This is a genomic window from Acutalibacter muris (genome assembly GCF_002201475.1).
GTDB lineage: Bacteria > Bacillota > Clostridia > Oscillospirales > Acutalibacteraceae > Acutalibacter > Acutalibacter muris.
This window is the reverse complement of record NZ_CP021422.1, coordinates 1,642,095-1,661,698: the sequence shown is the minus strand read 5'-3', so window position 1 is coordinate 1,661,698 and position 19,604 is coordinate 1,642,095. Positions and strand designations below refer to the sequence as shown.

The window sequence follows — 19,604 nt, the reverse complement described above, 5'->3', positions numbered from 1 at the left end:
GTGGCTGAAAAAAAGATGCCCTATTATAACCGTGAGCTGAGCTGGATGGACTTTAACGGCCGTGTGCTGGAGGAGGCCACCAAAAAGGAGAATCCACTGATGGAGCGGCTGCGCTTTCTGGCTATAACCGGCTCCAATCTGGACGAGTTCTTTATGGTGCGCGTGGCCGGAGTCAAGGCTCAGGTCAACTCAGGGTATAAACCCAAGGAGAGCTTTGACCTCTCGCCCCAAGAGCTCTTAGCTGCTCTGGAGGAAAAAACCCACCACTTTATGGAGCGGCAGTATTCCTGTCTTCACCGTTCCATACTGCCCGCCTTAGAGCGCAGCGGTATACGCTTTTTAAATTTGGACGCCATGGATAATAGGCAGAAGGAATGCGTAGACAAATACTTTAAGAATGTGCTGTTCCCGGTTCTCACCCCCTTGGCCGTGGACGGCAGCAGGCCCTTCCCCCAGCTTGCCAACAAGTCCCTGAACATCGCCGTGCGGCTTGAGAGCAAGGATACTAAAGAAAGGGAGAAGGAAAAAGCCAAGGATAAGGACAGGGACAAGCAGTTTGCCATTGTCCAGGTGCCCGCCATCCTTCCCAGGTTCCTGGAACTGCCCTCTAACGAGGGCCGGGCCTTTACCCTTTTGGAGGATATTATAATTGACAACCTTTCGGAGCTCTTTGAGCTGCACAGCATAAAAGCCGCCTGCCCCTTCCGGGTCACCAGGGATTCGGACCTGGAGATAGACGAGGAGGCCGAGGACTTCATGAGCGAGGTGAAGAAGTCCATCAAGCGCCGCAAGCGCGGACGTCCAGTACGCCTGGAGCTGCTGCAAAAATGCGACAAGGACCTGCGCAGTTTCCTTATAGACCAACTGAAAATAAAGAAAAACGAGATATACCAGCTGGCCGGCCCCCTGGACCTGACTTTCTTCTCAAAGTTTGCGGGCATAAAGGGCTGCGAGGGTATGTGCTTCAAGCCTATTATCCCGGTCGCCCCGGCGGACTTCTGGGGGTATGACGACATCTTCGCCGCCATACGGGACAAGGACAGGATGGTGCACCACCCCTATGAGAGCTTCGACTGTGTGGTTAAGTTTATTGAGCAGGCCGCCGAGGACGAAGACGTGCTGGCCATCAAGCAGACCCTCTACCGGGTCAGCGGCAACTCCCCCATCATAGCCGCCCTCATACGCGCCGCAGAGAACGGCAAGCAGGTGACGGTGCTGGTGGAGCTTAAAGCCCGCTTCGACGAGGAGAACAACATCAACTGGGCCCAGAAGCTTGAGAAGGCCGGATGCCACGTTATATACGGACTCCACGGTTTAAAGACCCACTGCAAAATAGCCCTGGTGGTGCGCCGGGAGGAGGACGGCATACGCCGCTACCTGCACCTGGGTACAGGCAACTACAACGACTCCACCGCCAAGATATACACGGACGTAGGGCTCTTTACCTGCAACAGCCAGTACGGCGCGGACGCCTCCTCCCTCTTTAATGTGATAACCGGCTATTCCCGCCCGCCGGAGTACCAGCACTTCGCAGTGGCGCCCCACGGGCTTCGGAGCTTCTTTGTTCGGCGCATTAAAATCGAGACGGAGAACGCGAAAAAGGGCCTGCCCTGTGGCATTACCGCCAAGGTGAACTCCCTGGTGGACCCGGAGATAATCTCCCTGCTCTATGAGGCAAGCTCGGCCGGTGTGCCGGTAAAGGTCGTAGTGCGGGGTATCTGCTGCCTGATACCGGGGCTGCCCGGGGTCAGCGAGAATATACAGATAATCAGCATAGTGGGCCAGCTTCTTGAGCACAGCCGCATATTCCGCTTTGAAAACGGCGGCGACCCGAAGATATATATGGGCAGCGCCGACTGGATGCCCAGGAATCTGGACCGCCGGGTGGAGCTGGTCTTCCCCATCGAGGACGCCGATTTGAAGGAGCGGGCCTTTGGGATTTTGGACACCCTGCTCTCGGATAACACCAACGCCCGGATAATGCAGCCGGACACCAGCTATCAGCACGTGAACCGCAGGGGCCGGTCGGCCTTCAGCAGCCAGTTGACCTTCTATAAGCAGGCTCAGGAGAGGCTAAAGGCCTTACAGCATGTGGAGCATGACAGTCCGCTTATCCCCATACACTCCGCTGAGGAGGTACGGTAAAGCATCAGGATATTATTTTGAAAGGATGATATATTATGAAGCGAGTAGGCATTTTGACCAGCGGCGGCGACTGCCAGGGGTTAAACCCGGCCATAAGGGGCGTTGCCAAGGGGCTCTATGAGGAGTTCGGCAAGAATGTGGAGATTTACGGCATCAAGGACGGCTATAAGGGACTCATCTTCGGGGAGTACAAGCTGATGGAGCCCTCGGACTTCTCCGGCATCCTGACGGAGGGTGGCACTATCCTTGGTACCTCCCGCCAGCCCTTCAAGACCATCAGAGTCATCGACGAGAACAGCGTGGACAAGGTGGCGGCCATGAAGTCCCACTATAAGAAGATGAAGCTGGACTGCCTGGTGATTTTAGGCGGCAACGGCACCCAGAAGACCGCCAACCTCCTCCGAGAGGAGGGGCTGAACGTCATACATCTGCCCAAGACCATCGACAACGACGTTTGGGGCACGGACATTACCTTCGGCTACCACAGCGCGGTGGAGGTGGCTACAAACGTCATCGACTGCCTGCACTCCACCGCCACTTCCCACGGGCGCATCTTCATCGTGGAGGTCATGGGACATAAGGTAGGCTGGCTGACCCTGTCCGCCGGCATTGCCGGCGGCGCGGACGTTATACTGCTGCCGGAGATCCCCTACGACATCAATAAGGTGGCAAAGACCCTTAACAGCCGCATTGACAACGGCAAGAAGTTCTCCATTCTGGCCGTTGCCGAGGGCGCTATCTCCAAGGAGGAGGCAAAGCTCTCCAAAAAGGAGTTCAAGAAGAAGCGGGCCGAGGAGAACTACCCCTCTATCGTATATCGCATCGCTGAAGAGCTCCAGGATAAGATCGACAACGAGATACGCGTCTGCGTCCCTGGGCACTTCCAGCGCGGCGGCAGCCCCTGCGCCTATGACCGTGTGCTCTGCACCCGCCTGGGCGCAACTGCGGCTAAGTTCGTGAAGGAAAAGACCTTCGGCGTGATGGTGGGTATGGTAAACGGCCAGTGCGTGCCGGTGCCCCTGGAGGAGGTGGCCGGAAAGCTCAAGTCCGTGCCGGTGGACTGTGGGGAGATACAGGCCGCCAGACAGATTGGTATCAGCTTCGGAGATTAACTCCGGACTGTTCGCCATATAAAAATTCAGAGGAGGTTTATTATGGATTTCCGCATTATCGCCCTTCCGCCCTTTACCGCGGTCACCTCCGGCCCGGACCCTGAGTTTGACTTCTCGCCCGAGGGCGTACTTGGCCGATTCAACGCATATTTCAGCGCCATAAGCCCCGACAACTGCCCTCCCAGGGATTTCCTGTTCTTTAATAAGGAAGCCGGCGGGCTGGAGTGGTGGTACGCTATAAACGACAGTATGCCCGACGGCGGCTATAATAGGGTTGGGTTTGACGGTGGGATGTACCTCACCTACACCTACCGCGACCACGACGAGGAGGCCAACAATAAACTGTATCAGGAAGCTCTCGAGTATATAGAGAAAGGCAAGGTTCTCGAGTTGGACGAGCGCCCCGGGCACTACTCTATGGGCCATATTATAACCCCGCCGAAGCTTATAAAGGCCCGGGGCTATGCCGTGATGGAGTGCTACGTTCCTGTAAAGCTCAGGGAAAACTGATTCGTTATCCCATTAAATTTATTATATTAAAATATATTATTTTTTAGAAAGGAACATTTTTATGAAATTCTCAGTAAGTCTTTACAGCTTCTTCAGCGCCATCCGCAGCGGGGAGATAACCCCCATAGAGTGCGTGGCAAAGGCCAAAGAGTTCGGCTTCGACGCTATTGAGGCGGTGGATTTCGTGATGGGTGCCTCCTCCCCGGAGGAAATGCCCGAGGTAGCAAGAAAGCTCCGAGAGGAGGCGGACAGACAGGGTATGCCCATCTCCTCCTTCGCCGTGGGCGCGGACCTTTTGAACGGCTCAGACGGCGACAGGAAAGCCGAGATAGAGCGGGTGAAGCGCATGGTGGATATAGCGGAGGTACTGGGTGCGCCCCGTATGCGCCACGACATCACCATGGGCCAGAAGGACTCCCCCAAGAGCTACGCCGCCCTGGTGCCGGAGCTGGCCGAGGCCGTGCGTGAGATAGCCGAGTATGCCGCCGGGAAGGGCATAGTCACCATGACAGAGAACCACGGGTTCTTCTCTCAGGACTCAGAGCGGGTGGAGCTGCTGTATAACACCGTGAACCACCCGAACTTCGGCCTGCTATGCGACATCGGCAACTTCACCTGTGCCGACGAGAACCCGGCCACGGCTGTAGCCAGGGTGGCCCCCTACACCCGCTATGTCCACGCAAAAGACTTCATCATCAAGAGCTATTATGACAACGACCCCGGCGAGGGCGCGTTCCAGACCCGGGCGGGCAACTATCTGCGGGGCACAGTCATAGGCCACGGCAACGTGCCGGTGAAGCAGTGCCTGAGCATACTCAAGCGGGCAGGGTACGACGACACCATCGCCATCGAGTTTGAGGGCATGGAGCCGGCGCTGACGGCCATACGCATTGGCCTTGCAAACCTGAAGAAGTATTGGGACGAGGCCTAATAGTAGAAGCCCTCCTCTCTTAGCAGCCTGACAAACTCGTACATTTTGTCCCTGCCCACCTCCCTATCAAACTGAAAGGAAAATCCCAGTTCCTTCTCCTGGGATTTTCTCATATTCTCCCTGAAGGTTTCCATGCTCATACCCGGGGCATAGTAATCCTCGTCCAGGTACTGCTCTATGCTGAACACCTCGAAGGGAACCCCGGAAAACCTGCTGAAGGAATAGTCCAGCGTATTAAGCCTATTTCGTTTTGCCGTCACACTGACCGAGTCAAGGTTTACCTCTATATCGCATAAGCCCTTGACGGTGATTACTGGTATTGGGTATTCCGCGCGCTCGTACATGCCTTCACTGTCTTTATAATAGTGTCCATTGTACCCTCCCCCTTCGGTTTCCAATATCCTGTGCTGTAGGCCCAGCATTAGGACATTGCACCTCATTTGAAGCTTGTAATAAAATTCATTCAGCTCTTTTATGTCCATTTTCAGAACGACCTTTCTGTTTTTCAAAATTATATCACGCAAAAAGGAGAAATGCTATGCTTAATTTTGGTACCGTCGGCTCCGGCTGGATATGCGAGGAGTATATACGCGGCGCAAAATCCACAGGCCTTTGGCGGCTTTCCGCCGTGTACTCCCGGGATAAGGCCCGGGCAGAGGAGTTCGCGCGGAAGCACGGCGCAGAGCACACTTTCACTGATATTGAAGCCCTGGCCGGATGTCCCCAAGTGGACGCGGTGTACGTGGCAAGCCCCAACGCCCTTCACTATGAACAGTGCAAGGCTATTCTGACCCGGGGCAAGCATATTATCTGCGAAAAGCCTCTCTGCGCCCAGGCTGATAAAGTGCGGGAGCTGGCAGAACTTGCCGCCGAAAAGGGCGTGGTGTTCATGGAGGCCATCATGTTCCTGCACCTGCCGCAGCGGAAAATTCTAGAGGAGGCTCTCCGCCGGATAGGGCGGATAAACATGGTGAAGCTGGACTTCTGCCAGCGGTCCTCGAAGCTGGACGCTTACCTCTCCGGCAGCCTTCCCAATATCTTCAACCCCAAAATGGAGACCGGGGCGTTGATGGACCTGGGGGTATACTGTGTGTACCCGGCGCTGTACCTTTTCGAAAGGCCGGAAAAATGGTCGGCAAGAAGCGTGCTCATGGAGACCGGCGCGGACCAGTCCGGGGCCATAATTATGGAGTATCCGGACAAGCTTGTGAACATCACCTACTCCAAGGTAGGCCAGGCGGGAGCCGGGTCCGACCTCCAGGGGGTGGACGGCACGGTGGCCGTGGAGTCCATCTCCACCCTCGGGAATATGTCCCTGCGCATGAAGGACGGCTCTGTGGAGACACTTTTCGGGCGTGAGGAGAAGCACCTGCTCATGGGCCACGAAGCCCGGGATTTTTACCGCTTTATCACCAAGCCCGATGAAAGCCGGGAGGAATACGCCCTGTGCACCCGGCTGAGCATTGAGGTGGCTGAGTTCATGGAGCAGGTGCGTAGAGAGTGCGGCGTTCTGTTCCCAAGTGATAAAGGAGAATAGCATGAAGAAGCGAGTTATCAAGATTGCCACCATAGTGCTGATAATTATCGCCGCGGCGGGCATGATTGCCCGGGCAAACAGTGTGTCCCTCTCTCTGGCCCTGGGCGGGTACAAGGGCGATGCCGTAGTCATTGAGGAGGGCGTCAACTATACCCAGAGCCCTGTCCGCTGGCGGGTGTTCCTGGCCGAGAAGGACGGCGTGAACCGGCTTGCCCTTATGGAGCAGGGGTTCCTGGGATTTTGGGGCCTGCCTAGGGCCGCAGACGGCCTTGAGGGCAAATATGAGGATCTGGAATATATCACTGTGTCCTCTGCGCCCGCCTATGGCTTTCAGTACGGCTATGACCCCTTTGATATGTCGGACACCATGACTCACACGGAAAACTGGAAATTCGCCCCGGTACAGATAGGCCGGTCGGACTGGTTCTACCACGGCACAAACGCGGAATATACCGTTACTGTGCCAGAGGAGTCGCTGCCTGTTGACAGCACCCTTCAGATATATCAGGCGGGCCCGGAGTATGTGCTGCACCTATGTCAATACTGTAAAGGTGACGGCGCTTTCGACGGCGGCTTTGAGGACATTTATCGGGCTCTGCTGGATAATGGCAGTCTGAAAACAGAATAAAAAAGGAGCTTTATCATATGAATAAAAGCCAGCTTGCAAATACCCTCGACCACACCCTTCTGCGCGCCAATATCACTCGCGAAGACCTCACAGAGCTCTGCCGGACTGCTATGCGCTGGGGGTTCCACTCCGTGGCCATAAACAGTGCCGTTGTGTCCCTCTGCCGTGAAACTCTCGGGGACAGTCCGGTGGTCTGCGACGCCACGGTAGGTTTCCCTCTTGGACAGACTAGTGTTGAAAGTAAAGTCTTCGAGACCCGGGACGCTATCAAGAACGGCGCAGGCGAGATAGACTATGTGGTGGACCTGGTGGCCATAAAGAGCGGCGACTGGGCCTATGTGGAGGACGAGATGTATAGGATAACCTCCACCTGCCGGGAGCTTGGGGCGGGCTGTAAGGTCATCTTCGAGACCTGCTATCTTACCGACGAAGAAAAGGAGCGTCTATGCGAGATAGCCTGCCGCGTGCACCCCACATTTATTAAGACCTCCACCGGCTTCGGGACCCCCGCGCCCGGGGTCCCGAACGGCGCGACTATAGAGGATATCTGGTTGATGAAGCGCTGCGTCGGCGATGAAGTGCTGATAAAGGCCTCCGGCGGCATACGCACAACTGAGCAAGCCCTCAATATGCTGGAGGCCGGCGCATCGCGTATCGGCACGAGCAACGGGGTCGCCATTGTTGAGGGCTTTGTTGAATAAATAATCGCTGCATTATAGAGCTCCGGCACGGTCATAGAGACTGCGCCGGAGCTTAACTCTATCCTGACGTTACTTTTCCAAGCTCTCAAAATAGGCCCTATTATATGCCACCGCAGGGGAATCAGGCTGGAATATGGCGGCACGCTCATTATACGCCCTGGCCTCCTCCTGCCGCCCAAGCCTGCTATAGCAGACGCAGAGCTGTATACAGGGCTGGAAACCGTAGCACTCAGGCTGAACAAAGCCTCCCCTGCCGTCCCTGCGCTCACAAGCTAACGCCCGGCTGTACCAATACGCGGCCTGTTCCCAGAGTTGACGGTCAAAGAAGTGCCGGCCGATGTCACAGCATATCTCCGCCCTGGGAACATCATATGCAAAGCTGGAAAACAGCGCCGTCAGCGCCCTATCCTCGCGGTTCAAGGCGTACCAGCAGTATGCGCATTGCCGGCAGGCCTCTATGTTGTTTTCCAGCCAGCCGCGTCCCTCCTCCAAAAATTTGCCAAATACCTCCAGAGCCTCCAGATAACGCCCATGATAATAAAGCTCCCGGCCGTAATAATACTGCTGGCGTGGGTCCAGGACCTCCCCCTCTTCCAGCATCTTCTCAAAAATCCGCAGATTCCTGTCCGGGTCAGAGGGCCGCAGTTTGCTGTGCGTTATGCCACAATCAGAGTAAATCACCTTCCCTCGCGTCTCAATTACCTCATGCACTTTCCCCTTCCAGACCATACCGGCTCCATTTTTTATAATGCGCTCCCTATAATATGAAAATGTGACCCTTCCATTGCTGTCAAATCCTGTGTAGTACGGCATCATGACTACATCCGTATTGCCGTCAAGGCTCTCCTTCAGCGCCGGGAATTTTTCCCGGTCCGGCTGCGCTATCACATCGTCCGCGTCCAGCCACATGCAGTAATCGCCGGCAGCATGAGAAAAAGCAAAGTTCCTGGCCGCCGCAAAATCCTCCCTCCATGTAAAATCAAAAAGCTTATCCGTAAAGCTTTTTGCTATCTCTTTAGTGCGGTCCTTCGAGCCCGTATCTACAATAATAATCTCCTCCACCAGGTCTGCCGCCGAACTAAGACAGCGAGCCAATACGTCCTCTTCATCCCTAACTATCATACAAAGGCTTATAGTGCCCATTGTCCTCCCCCATTTCATAACAGTGAATAAATGCAGAAAAGCCTCCAAAAGATAGGAGGCTTTCCAGCATGGGAAAAGCGGTCTGTCAAGCCAACCTAACCGCTGTCAGCGAAGCGCCTGACCCGCCTTGCAAGACTACCGCCGCGGCAACTCCTGACAACTGGAGTGTTAAAGTATCGCCTGCTGTCAGTGGAGTGATAACCGTGGCTTCATAGCTTACGGTGGCTACAGGTGAACGTACTGAGCCCGGAATAGCCGTGCCGTTTCGGAGCACCTGAGACGTCATCGCTACAGCCACCGTGGGGTTCACATGATAAGTGATCAGGTAAGTCCCGGTCTGCGGCACAGTGAACACCGTGTTTGCACCGTTAGCAGTGAATCCGTCAAGGCTCTGGGCGTTTGGCAGCGGCACAGGCGTGCCGCCCAGGATCACTGTTAAGGTCTGCCCGGTGGTATTTGACGCGCTCATGGACGCCGCTGTAACAGCTTCCCCAGTGGGACCTGTGGGCCCTGTCGCCCCGGTGGCTCCTGCCGCTCCTGTCGGGCCGGTGGGACCTGTAGCTCCGGCTGCTCCTGCTGCACCGGTGGGGCCTGTGGGGCCTGTGGCTCCGTTTTCCCCGGTGGCTCCAGTAGCCCCGGTGGGACCGGTTACACCATTCGCCCCGGTAGCTCCCGCCGCGCCTGTCGGGCCGGTGGGACCTGTAGCTCCGGCTGCTCCTGCTGCACCGGTGGGGCCTGTGGGGCCGGTTACACCATTCGCCCCGGTAGCTCCCGCCGCACCTGTCGGGCCGGTAGGACCTGTAGCTCCGGCTGCTCCTGCGGCACCGGTGGGGCCTGTGGGGCCGGTTACACCATTCGCCCCGGTGGCTCCCGCCGCGCCTGTCGGGCCGGTGGGACCTGTAGCTCCGGCTGCTCCTGCGGCACCGGTAGCGCCTGTCGCACCCGCCGTTCCAGTGGGGCCGGTGGGACCTGTAGCTCCATCTACACCGGGAGCGCCCGCCGGGCCTGTGTCACCTCTAGGGCCAGTAGGGCCTGCAAGACCGTTCGCCCCGGTGGGGCCAACGGCTCCCGTCGGGCCGGTATTGCCGTTAGCTCCGGTGGGCCCGGTAGGCCCGATCTGTCCAGTCTCTCCGGCGGCCCCCGTCGGGCCTGTTGCCCCGGTAGGACCTGTTGGGCCGGTAGGCCCGGTCGGGCCAGTGGGGCCGCCGGCCGGACAGGGCGGGCATGGCGGCGGGCAGCAGACAGGCGGACAGGGCAGCGGCTCACAGCAGCCGTTGCCGTAAGGATACGAGGAACCCGAATAGATCTTCATTTTCATGCTTGGATTACCTCCAAAATTCGTGTGGCTCCAGCTCTCGTACATAAAGCCGGGCCTAATTTTAGTATATGCCTGTCCTCAAAAAAGGTGCCAAAAAGCCGTGCAGACAGCATCTATATCAGCAGGTCTTCCGAAAGTCTATACGGACCACCTCTCTTGGACTTCGTTATATAGCCAGTCGTTGATGAGAATGAAACAACTGATAGTTGGACTGTTGGCCACAGCTATTGCTTCCGCGGCCCCGTCTCGATATAATGGTGAACCGCTCTGCCCTGGGGTGATTTTTATGTTTTCCGAACACGCTACGGGTAAAAAGCGCGGAGCAGACATAACTTGATAGATGGTCCCTGAAGTCTTATACATAGTCCAACTACCCCATCCGGCGGCAGTTTGCAATTCCTCTGGATATCCCTGGCTCTTATAGGTTTTCCCTTTCATGTCGGAAAAAGAGTTGGTTGCTCGCACATTGAGGCAGCTTATGTTAAGTGAAAGACTTGATTCCAGTTCAATCACAGCCCAATCGTCAAACATCCCTAAGTTTAGATAATCGCCATTATCAACAGAGCAATTGTCTTTGTAATCCCCACCTATCCAATAGCGTGTGGCTTTTCTATAGACCGGCCTATCTCCGTTTGAAGCGCCTGGATACACTGCCACATGTTTCGCGTATCCGTTTCTTCCGTTCTGTGCATATTCTGGTTTGTAAACTATATGCGTCGCAGTGAATAGGTACCTATTATTTATCAGAAATCCAGTCCCTTTTTCTACGTCAGTATCGTTAAAACGGTCGCCAAGAAGGCAGGTGCTTTTTTCATTATCTGATCCATCCTTTCTTTAATTGTTTTTAGTGTCACTTCACCTCAAAGTCGAAAGAGCCCAATTCATTTAGCATGACAAGCTTGTACAAGCCCGGCCGGGACACGATGGCGGAAGGGACGCCATACTCAATAATCCTTTCACCGGGTGTTAGGGGGGAAGCGCTGGCTTGCACCACGAAATCGGGGTCACAGACCAAGTACCAATATCCGTCCTCTTCGCAGAACCAATATAAGGCTTCATATACCCCTTCCGGCTGCGGGTCGCGCAACCTGTCAACCGGTGCTGTTTCAGAAACAGTCCGTTTGACTCTTATCACATCTTCTTTCTGTTTGGGCCGCCCGTCGGGGACATGTTCCAGGAATTCGTACTCCACATAATCTTTAGGAAGCCAATATTCGTCCTCCGAGAACTTTGGATCCATCCGCAAATACCCCACGTTTATATGCTGCGGTACCTCCAGCCGAAGCGGCGGACCCCACTTGGCCTTTTCGCTGGCCTCTGCAAACAGCCCTCCTGCCACAGCTACCAGCAGCACATTGAACGCCGCATATGCCGCTAAGATGATTTTCACCCGCTTTTTCATCGATTTCACCTCCTTTCCTAATCTGTGTGAGATAAGGCACTACCCATCTCTATGATTTGAACAAAATAAGTATACTATAAACCAATAATTTTGTCAAGTAATATTTTTGCCTTGACAAATATAACGCAAAAAATCGGTACTGCAAAGTAAAAATGGAAATATAAGGCCCAAAAATCAGAAAATATCTCTACGCAACGAGCAAAAGCTCACGTTTACTCCTTTTGGAAAGCTGTGGTTCGAGTGTATGTGGGGCGCGGAAACGATCTGGAAGGAGGACACAAAGACCTGTGAGACCGCCGTTACCGCCGGCAAAGAACTGCTAATGCGGCTGTTTGAACACCCGGACAAATGAGCATGAAAAAGAGGAGGGCTCCCTCCTCTTTCCAATTTATTGCAGCTTAGACTATAATCAGTCTCCGCTCGTTCACATGATGTCCAAACTCAGGCATAAACACAAAGCTCTCTTTATCCGGGTCCAGCGCGGCCTGCATGACGGGAGGCATATAGCTGGAGGTGAAGCAGAACCCATACTTCAGATCGTGATAACCCTGGGTAAGCCCGCCGGGCTTCTTCACCTTTAGCACCGCTGTTTCAGTGGGGTTCCAGTGGGTCTTGAAATCCTCCGCCATTTCTTCGGCGGTGTATTCCTCGCCCTGGAGGCACCAGGTGATCTGCTCCTTTGTAAAGTTCTCCCCGTCCACCGTCAGTGTGCCCGGGCGCAGCTGGCTGAGGAATACGCCCCTATAATAGGGCAGACGGAGCTTTAGCTGAAAGCCTATAACTTCACCGTTTTCCACTATATTTCGGAATCCAACGGACTGAATAACTTCTCTCTCCACAAATCTGCCCTCCTCAGTCGCCCAAGAGATTTTTCAGCATGATATGCTGTTTGCGCAGAGTCTGCCCCACCTCATAGCCGGGGTCGTACTTGTCCGCGCCCTCGTATTCGCTTAGGAGATAGCCGTCCCACTCATTGTCCTGCAACAGCTTGATGATTTTCGGATATGGGAGGGTGGTCTCCTCAAACTCGTCGCTCATGTGGTTGAACTTGGCGTGGCAGCAGGCTATGTAGGGCAGCAGCGGCACAATGTCCTCCGGCTCGTTGGGATGAAAATCCGGGCTGCGCCACTCGCCATCGGCGAAGCGATTGCGGAACACGGAAAAGTCGATATTCAGCCCGAAATTCTTGGTGCCGGTCTTCTGGATAAACTCCACATAGTCCTGGACCATCTTGCCCTTTAGGTTAGACGGCGTGTGGATCTCCGGACACATCACCAGGCCCAGCTTCTCCGCTAGGGGCAGCGCGGCCTTTATTATCTCCCGCCAATTCTCCACCGGTTCCAAAGCGTCGTTGATGACGGGCATCTTGGTGCGCAATACCGTAAAGCCCAGCCTATGAGCCAGGCGCAGGTCGCGCTCCAGCATTTCAACGGATTCCTCTGTGGTCAACTCCCGGCCGCCCAGCACATGGCTGTCTATCCAGTGGCCGTACTCCACTGGCACCAGCTCATACTTGTCACAGAGCCGCCGCCACTTCTCGACCCATTCTTCAGTGGGATACGGATAGTTTTCAATGTGTGTGTTGGCCAGAATTTCTATGCCGTGGGCGCCCATATCGTGTATATCCTCAAAGCAGTCCTCCAAGGTCTTTGTCAGACCGAACTCCGCAGAGTAGCTGTACAACGCCACGCCACGCTTGGGCCCCTCTTTATCGTACTGATACATGGTTCTCCCCCTTAGCCAAGGATAATTTCCTTCCCGGACTCTGCGGACTGATAGATTGCCTCAAGTATCTGAGTCACCACAAAGGCCTGCTCGGGCTTCACCACCGGCTCGGTGCCGTTAATAATGGCCTCCAGCCACTGACGGTTATCCACCACCCCCGGAGCGGAAGCGCCGCCCTCAAAGTAGGCTATAGAACCGCCGCCAGCAATCTCCTCGTTCATCAGCTGGCCGTGACGGCCCCGGTTATAGACCAGCTTGTTGTCGGGATAGCTCATGCCGGAGTAGATCTCCGCGCCTGCCTTGGTACCACAGAGAGTGGTGCTGGCCTCCCTGGACTCGGTCATATTGATGGCCCATGCAGCCTCGAGAGCGATAGCAGTACCATCCTTCATCTTGATAAAGCCCATGGCGCTGTCCTCCACCTCGTAGGTCTCCGGGTCCCAGGGGCCGAAGAGGTTACCCTCGGTAGCCTGAGGCAGATTTCCCAGCTTGTAAAACACACTGCCGGAAACGCTCTGCGGCTCATAGTTATCCATCATCCACAGGGTCAAGTCCAGGGCATGGGTGCCGATATCAATCAGCGGCCCGCCGCCCTGCTTGGACTTATCCGGGAACACGCCCCAGGTGGGTACAGCACGCCGGCGCACGGCATGGGCTTTGCCATAGTAGATGTCGCCCAGTTCCCCGGCCTCGCAGGCCTTCTTCAGGTTCTGTACCTCGGGCCGGAAACGGTTTTGATAGCCGATGGTAAACTGCTTGCCGGACTTCTTCCATGCCTCCAGCATGGCCTTGGCGTCGTCTGTATTGTGGGCCATGGGCTTCTCGCAGTAGACATGCTTACCGGCCTCGAAAGCCGCCACGGTTATCGGGCAGTGGGCCACGTTGGGGGTAAGCACGTGAACAACTTCAACCTCGCTGTCGGCCAGCAGGTCGTGGTAGTCCTCATATATCCTTGCCCCCTCTGCTCCGTATTCCGCAGCGCCCTTCTCGGCCCGCTCCTTGATAATGTCGCAGAAGGCCACGATCTCGCACAGGTCGCTGTTTGCCTTCATGGCCGGGAAGTGCTTCTGGTTTGCAATACCACCGCAGCCCACGACCCCGATCTTCAGTTTGCTCATAATAGTTCCTCCTATGTTTTTCCGATTTGTGGATCTCTCCACCTGATTTATATAATAATACCATAACCCCTTGCTTTTGGTTGTATCATATGCTACAATAAATCAAAAAAGGTGATAAAAATGGAGTATATATCCGACCGGGAATTATTAAAAACCACATTAGAGAAAATGGGTATTTCCGGCCATTTTGATTCTTTGGGGCTGCAGTTCCATCTGGTCGAATACCATAAGGGCGAGCTGCTAGTGGCCCCCTTCAAGCCTATGGATCAGCTTCTGTTCCTGGCGCGCGGCAGGGTCAGCATCTATGGACTGCGAGAGGACGGCAGCAGCTTTTCCGTATACCTGGCCGGACATTCCGTACTTCTGGGCGACGTTGAGTTTATCAGAAAAGAGCCCCTTCCCTTTTACACTGAGGCGCTGGAGGAGGTGCTCTGTGTGTCCCTTTCAACAACACGGCACAGGGAGTCGCTGGAGAAGGACGTCAGGTTCCTAAACTTCCTTCTTCACAGCGTGGCAGATAAATTTCATATGTTCTTCCAGATGGGCAACCCCGCCCAGCCGGTGGAGGAAAAGCTGGTGGCATTTCTCCGGGATCTTCAGCCGGACCACACACTGCATGGGATGAAGGTTGGAATCCTGCAGCTTCATTGCAGCCGCAGCCAGCTGCAAAGAGTGGTGCGCAAGCTCTGTGAGCAGGGTGTGCTTGAAAAGCTTGGAAAGGGCCAGTACCAGCTGGTATAGCGCGCCGGCTCGATCACAAAAGCGCCGGGAGACGATAGACCCCTCCCGGCGCTTCAAGCTTTGGTTTTTTAGTTTGTTACAGATAATACTCCATAGGATAGGTCAAATAGGTTACGGGCTCCAACTGGTCGGCGCTCACGAAGCCCGCAGGAGCACGGAGCAGCGAGGGCAGGCGGTTTACCACCGTGGCGCAGGTGTGCTCCACCGTAGCCGGCTTTACCACATGGTACTCGGCGTCGGGTTCGCCGGTGAACCACCAGTCGCACTGGTCTCCGTCGCCGGGGCCATAGACCTTGCCAATAGTCTCCTCCTCCACCGTGATACCCTGCATAGTCTCGATAGTCACCACGGCGGACATGCCGATACATTTTCCCGCTTCAATGGTCCTGTCCAACGTATCTGAATAGATATCTTTATCGATTACGCATGGCACGTGCTTCTGATCAATGGACTTTATGGTAAGCCCCAGCTTATTGCATATGGCCTCGGCGGCGTTCCAGGCATATGAGGGCTCGAATCCGGCAGGAGGGGCTATCTCCTTCTCAAACTCCTGTAGGGAGAGTCCGCAGCCGTGTGCCTTTGCCAGAGCCATGCCGTACTCGTCTACATTATAGCTGTAAGCCCCTCTAATTTTTTCGAGCTTATGGCAGCCCGCGGCGGCCATAGCCACCATGTTTATCCAGAAGATGTCCTGCATACCAGAACCTGTGATGGTGCAGCCGGTCTCCTTTGCCAGAGCGTCCAGCCGGTTTATCTGCGCAGCGGAGGTAGTCCATGGGTAAATGGCCTCTTCACAGGTAGTGATTACGTTAATACCCCGGCGCACACATTTTTCCACATGGTCATAAATATCACTGATGAAACTGAAAAGCGTAACAATAGCCACGTCGGCGTCGCACTCGTCCAGCACCTTGTCCGCGTCGCCGGAGATAACAACGCCGGTCTTAACGCCCAGACCAACGTAATCGCCCACATCCATACCCACTATATTGGGGTCTACATCGATAGCCCCCACGATCTGCGCGCCTTTTTCATAGAGATACCGCAGGGCATATTTTGCCATCTTACCGCAGCCATACTGTACAACCTTAATCTTATCCATGGAAAGCCCTCTCTTTCGGGTAATTTACTTTTATATTATGCCCTTCATGGCCGCTTCATTATACGGTTGATTAAAAAATAGGGAAAAAGCAAAGCCCCCAGTAAACAAGGGGCCTTGCAATAAAATTATTATTTAGATGTTTCACTATCGAATATTTCTTTAACCGACGTTGCCAGTCCGGCTAGGCTTTGGATATTTGACGGCACAATAATTTTTGTTGCGCGCCCATCCGCTGCGGTCTGGAACGCCTCCAGACTCTTTAGGGCAATGACCTGTTCGCTGGGATTGGCTTCATTCATCAGCTTGATGGCATCGGCCATGGCCCGCTGCACCGAGAGGATAGCCTCCGCTTCGCCCTGGGCCTCCCGGATCTTGGTCTCCTTCACAGCCTCGGCTCTAAGCACCGCCGACTCTTTTTCGCCCTCGGCAATCAGTATGGCGCTGCGCTTTTCACCTTCAGCGTCCAGTATCTTCGCCCGGCGTTCACGCTCAGCCTTCATCTGCTTCTCCATGGAGTCCTGTATCTCCCTGGGCGGGATGATATTCTTCAGCTCTACCCGGTTCACCTTGATTCCCCAGGGGTCCGTGGCCTCGTCCAGGATGACCCTTATCTTGGAATTGATAACGTCACGAGAGGTCAGGGTATGATCCAGTTCCATCTCGCCGATGATATTCCTGAGAGTGGTGGCGCTCAGGTTCTCAATGGCGGAGATGGGGTTCTCCACACCGTATGCGTAAAGCTTCGGGTCGGTTATCTGGAAATATACCACCGTGTCTATCTGCATTGTCACGTTGTCCTTTGTGATAACCGGCTGGGGAGGGAAGTCTATTACTTGTTCCTTAAGGCTGACCTTCTTCGCTATGCGGTCAATGAAGGGTATGGTGATATGCAGCCCAGTGTTCCAAGCCGCGTGGAAAGCTCCCAGGCGCTCCACTACATATGCGTGGGCCTGGGGCACTATCTTGATATTGGAGATTATCACCAGCAATAGAAATACTATCAGCACCACAAGAACCAGCACACCGCCAATGGCTCCAAAATTCGGCATGGACGACAATAACGCGAATGAATTCATAACTTTAATATCTCCTCTCTAAATTAGGTGCACCCTACCGGCTCACGGGCGCGCCACTATCAGCTTCACGCCCTCAATGCGCACAACGGTAACTGTCTCCCCCGTGGGTATTGTCTCTCCGGCCCGCTCGCTGCGTGCAGCCCAGCTGTTGCCCATCACCGACACCCGCCCGGCCCCCTGCAGGTTGTCGACGGCCTCGGTAACTACCGCCGTAGCGCCTATTACCCTGTCGGCGTTGGTAGACGTGGGTCCGGGCCTTTGCAGACGGCGGGCCAGGGGCCGTGTCAGCGCCAGGGCCGCCGCCGAGCCCAGAAAGAACAGGACCACCTGCAACGCCAGCGATCCTCCCGCCAGGCTAGCCACCAAGGCAAGGAGACCGCCAGGCACGAACCAGATGGAGACCAGGGCCGGGACCGCCGCCTCGACGATCGCGGCAAGGATAGTTACCCCCAGCCAGATCACGTCTATTATATCCATAAGCCTTCCCCCTCTCCCGCGATATGCGGTTTCTATCTGTATTATACAATGGAATTTCTAAAAATGCAAGCAAAATTTGTGGGTTATTACCTCCTTATTGAGTCTCCTGTCCACGCCGGGCAAGCTCCGCAAAATAGGCGTTATTCTCCCTCAGCTCATGATACCTCCCCTGGCATACTATCCTGCCCTCCCGGAAAACTATCAGCCGGTCGAAGCCCGCCACGGAGCTCAGCCGGTGGGCTATGGCAATAACGGTGCACCCCTCCAGCCGCTCCACCAGCCCCTGCATTACGGCTGTTTCGGTTATGTTGTCCATGGCTGAGGTCGCCTCGTCCAGAAGGGCTATCTGGGGCTTATTCAGCCAGAGCCGTGCCAAAGCAAGCCGCTGCTTTTCCCCGCCGGACAGACCGGCGCCCCGCTCCCCGATATCCCGGTCAAGGCTCCCCGCCAACTCGGGAAGCCGCGCCTTTTCCAGCGCGGTCTGGAGCTGCTCCTCCGTAAAGCTCTGGCCGAGCGTCAGGTTCTCCCTAAGGGTGCCGTCAAATACCGGCGGCTCCTGAGAGCAGTAAAATACCCAGCGGTACAGGTCGTTCAGCTTTAGGTCCCTGAGCTCCCTGCCGTCCAGCCTTATGCTGCCGGAGGAATACTTCAAAAGCCCTAATATAAGCTTAACAAGGGTAGACTTACCCGAGCCGCTCTCTCCTACAAGGGCAACCTTTTCCCCGGGCTTAACGTCCATAGTCAGCCCCGAGAACAAAAGGCTGTTTTCATAGCAAAAGACAAGCTCCTTTATCTCTATCCCTCCGCGCAGCCCTTTGACCGCCTGACCCTCCTCCAGCTGCCGGTCGTCCTCCGCGCAGAGGAAACGCTGATAACGGGCAAAGGCTGACTTGTCAAGCTTGTACTGCACAAACAGCACATTGAATATGGCTATGGGCATATAGGCGTTCTCGATAAGCGACAGCAGCGCCACCACTTCGCCCACGGTCAGGGTCTGTGTCCGCCAGGCAAAGATCAGTATAGTCACGTCCAAAACCGACACCAGCAGCACAAATATAGTAAAGAACGCCTCGTGTATCAGCGTCATCTTCACCTTTGAGGAGACTATCTCTCCCTTTGCCCTCTCCGCCTTTTCCAGCTCCTTCGGGAACTGCCGGGCCAGTCGGAATGTGGCCATCTCCATAAGCCCCCGCACCAGAAAGTGGTTCAAAAGCTCTTCGTTGTCCAGTATCCTGTCCTTTATGCGGTACAGGGACTTTAGCAGGAGGTTTGTGACGATAAAAATAAATACATAGCCTATGAGCAGAATGCCAGTAACTAGTGGGCTTGTCCGCCAGATGAACCATATGCTGAACGCCACTGTGGGTGCAAGCTCCCTGAGGACCTTCAGCCAAAAGCCCTCAAGTATGCTCTGCCCGGCCCGGGCTCCGTTCTCTATAAGCTGCACCAGCTTGCCGGTGCCTGTCTTCAGATATTCGGCATAGGTTATTGTGCCGCACTTTTTCAGGGCCAGCAGCTTGAAATCCAGAAAAATGCCGTGTCTCAGCTTCTCATAGGGATAGTTGTCCACGTAGTTCATGACATATAGGACCGCCAGTATCAGGCCGTACAGCAGAATGGTCCCAAGGACCAGCGATCCCTCCGCCAGGCCGTCCACCAGTCTTTGGAAAAAGCCCACCTTGAATATGGCCATGAAGGAGTTGAACACTCCCAGGGATAGGCTGGCCGCCAGAAGAACCCTGTTCTTTCTTATTACTTCTTTTGCGTACTTCATTTTCTGTACCTCTTTTCTATGAAATATTTGCTTTTCATAGCGGTACAGCTTTAGCTGTCAGCGGCGGGGTACCCGCTTGACCCCGGCACAGCCCAGCTCAAGCCGTACCGGGGGGTTAATTCGTGGAATCGCCATATGACGCACCTCTTTCTATGCTATACTGT

The 19,604-nt window shown here is 55.0% G+C and carries 20 protein-coding genes; 8 read left to right on the top strand and 12 right to left on the bottom strand.

The window, feature by feature from the left end; all coding sequences use genetic code 11:
* From ADH66_RS08425 to ADH66_RS08410, 4 genes are all read left to right on the top strand, one after another.
* Complete coding sequence (locus ADH66_RS08425; protein ID WP_330397721.1) at positions 1 to 2,145, top strand: RNA degradosome polyphosphate kinase; 2,145 nt, start codon at positions 1 to 3, stop codon at positions 2,143 to 2,145.
* Positions 2,146 to 2,180: 35 nt separating this feature from the next.
* A complete protein-coding gene (locus ADH66_RS08420) occupies positions 2,181 to 3,257 on the top strand; it encodes a 6-phosphofructokinase (protein ID WP_066533552.1) in 1,077 nt (358 codons plus the stop codon).
* 42 nt (positions 3,258 to 3,299) lie between these two features.
* The gene (locus ADH66_RS08415) at positions 3,300 to 3,767 is read left to right on the top strand and encodes a hypothetical protein (protein ID WP_066533553.1); all 468 of its coding nucleotides are present in this window, start codon (positions 3,300 to 3,302) and stop codon (positions 3,765 to 3,767) included.
* 61 nt (positions 3,768 to 3,828) lie between these two features.
* The gene (locus ADH66_RS08410) at positions 3,829 to 4,698 is read left to right on the top strand and encodes a sugar phosphate isomerase/epimerase family protein (RefSeq protein ID WP_066533554.1); all 870 of its coding nucleotides are present in this window, start codon (positions 3,829 to 3,831) and stop codon (positions 4,696 to 4,698) included.
* On the opposite strand, the gene ADH66_RS08405 is transcribed toward ADH66_RS08410, so the two are convergent.
* Positions 4,695 to 5,180 carry a hypothetical protein gene (locus ADH66_RS08405; RefSeq protein WP_066533556.1) on the bottom strand — a complete coding sequence of 162 codons (486 nt, stop codon included), beginning with the start codon at positions 5,178 to 5,180 and terminating at the stop codon, positions 4,695 to 4,697. The genes ADH66_RS08410 and ADH66_RS08405 overlap by 4 nt on opposite strands.
* Positions 5,181 to 5,236: 56 nt before the next feature.
* On the opposite strand from ADH66_RS08405, the gene ADH66_RS08400 reads away from it, so the two are divergent.
* The 3 genes from ADH66_RS08400 to deoC are packed head-to-tail and all read left to right on the top strand — an operon-like array spanning position 5,237 to position 7,564.
* A complete protein-coding gene (locus tag ADH66_RS08400; protein WP_066533558.1) occupies positions 5,237 to 6,235 on the top strand; it encodes a Gfo/Idh/MocA family protein in 999 nt (332 codons plus the stop codon).
* A 1-nt stretch (position 6,236) separates the two neighbouring features.
* Positions 6,237 to 6,863 (top strand): hypothetical protein, encoded by a 627-nt coding sequence (locus ADH66_RS08395; RefSeq protein WP_066533560.1) that lies wholly within the window; start codon positions 6,237 to 6,239, stop codon positions 6,861 to 6,863.
* Between the two features lie 17 nt (positions 6,864 to 6,880).
* Positions 6,881 to 7,564, top strand: coding sequence for a deoxyribose-phosphate aldolase (deoC, locus tag ADH66_RS08390; RefSeq protein WP_066533562.1), 684 nt, complete (start codon positions 6,881 to 6,883; stop codon positions 7,562 to 7,564).
* 69 nt (positions 7,565 to 7,633) lie between these two features.
* On the opposite strand, the gene ADH66_RS08385 is transcribed toward deoC, so the two are convergent.
* The 7 genes from ADH66_RS08385 to ADH66_RS08360 form a co-directional block, all read right to left on the bottom strand.
* Positions 7,634 to 8,707, bottom strand: a complete 1,074-nt coding sequence (locus ADH66_RS08385; protein WP_066533564.1) for a glycosyltransferase — start codon at positions 8,705 to 8,707, stop codon at positions 7,634 to 7,636.
* Between the two features lie 85 nt (positions 8,708 to 8,792).
* Positions 8,793 to 10,025 (bottom strand): BclA C-terminal domain-containing protein, encoded by a 1,233-nt coding sequence (locus tag ADH66_RS08380; protein ID WP_236757219.1) that lies wholly within the window; start codon positions 10,023 to 10,025, stop codon positions 8,793 to 8,795.
* A 138-nt stretch (positions 10,026 to 10,163) separates the two neighbouring features.
* Positions 10,164 to 10,769, bottom strand: a complete 606-nt coding sequence (locus ADH66_RS21720; RefSeq protein ID WP_407922924.1) for a trypsin-like serine peptidase — start codon at positions 10,767 to 10,769, stop codon at positions 10,164 to 10,166.
* A gap of 106 nt (positions 10,770 to 10,875) precedes the next feature.
* A complete protein-coding gene (locus ADH66_RS08375) occupies positions 10,876 to 11,427 on the bottom strand; it encodes a hypothetical protein (protein WP_066533569.1) in 552 nt (183 codons plus the stop codon).
* A 398-nt stretch (positions 11,428 to 11,825) separates the two neighbouring features.
* Positions 11,826 to 12,266, bottom strand: a complete 441-nt coding sequence (locus ADH66_RS08370; protein WP_066533570.1) for a C-glycoside deglycosidase beta subunit domain-containing protein — start codon at positions 12,264 to 12,266, stop codon at positions 11,826 to 11,828.
* A 13-nt stretch (positions 12,267 to 12,279) separates the two neighbouring features.
* A complete protein-coding gene (locus ADH66_RS08365) occupies positions 12,280 to 13,152 on the bottom strand; it encodes a sugar phosphate isomerase/epimerase family protein (RefSeq protein ID WP_066533571.1) in 873 nt (290 codons plus the stop codon).
* A gap of 11 nt (positions 13,153 to 13,163) precedes the next feature.
* A complete protein-coding gene (locus tag ADH66_RS08360; RefSeq protein ID WP_066533573.1) occupies positions 13,164 to 14,270 on the bottom strand; it encodes a Gfo/Idh/MocA family protein in 1,107 nt (368 codons plus the stop codon).
* A gap of 120 nt (positions 14,271 to 14,390) precedes the next feature.
* Between ADH66_RS08360 and ADH66_RS08355 the strand changes: the two genes are divergently transcribed.
* Positions 14,391 to 15,011 carry a Crp/Fnr family transcriptional regulator gene (locus ADH66_RS08355; protein ID WP_066533575.1) on the top strand — a complete coding sequence of 207 codons (621 nt, stop codon included), beginning with the start codon at positions 14,391 to 14,393 and terminating at the stop codon, positions 15,009 to 15,011.
* A gap of 76 nt (positions 15,012 to 15,087) precedes the next feature.
* Here ADH66_RS08355 and ADH66_RS08350 read toward each other — a convergent pair whose 3' ends face one another.
* The 4 genes from ADH66_RS08350 to ADH66_RS08335 form a co-directional block, all read right to left on the bottom strand.
* Positions 15,088 to 16,113, bottom strand: a complete 1,026-nt coding sequence (locus ADH66_RS08350) for an NAD(P)H-dependent amine dehydrogenase family protein (RefSeq protein WP_066533576.1) — start codon at positions 16,111 to 16,113, stop codon at positions 15,088 to 15,090.
* Between the two features lie 128 nt (positions 16,114 to 16,241).
* Positions 16,242 to 17,162 carry an SPFH domain-containing protein gene (locus tag ADH66_RS08345; RefSeq protein WP_066541543.1) on the bottom strand — a complete coding sequence of 307 codons (921 nt, stop codon included), beginning with the start codon at positions 17,160 to 17,162 and terminating at the stop codon, positions 16,242 to 16,244.
* 69 nt (positions 17,163 to 17,231) lie between these two features.
* Positions 17,232 to 17,666 (bottom strand): NfeD family protein, encoded by a 435-nt coding sequence (locus ADH66_RS08340; RefSeq protein WP_066533577.1) that lies wholly within the window; start codon positions 17,664 to 17,666, stop codon positions 17,232 to 17,234.
* A gap of 94 nt (positions 17,667 to 17,760) precedes the next feature.
* Complete coding sequence (locus tag ADH66_RS08335) at positions 17,761 to 19,440, bottom strand: ABC transporter ATP-binding protein (RefSeq protein WP_066533579.1); 1,680 nt, start codon at positions 19,438 to 19,440, stop codon at positions 17,761 to 17,763.
* Positions 19,441 to 19,604: the final 164 nt, after the last annotated feature.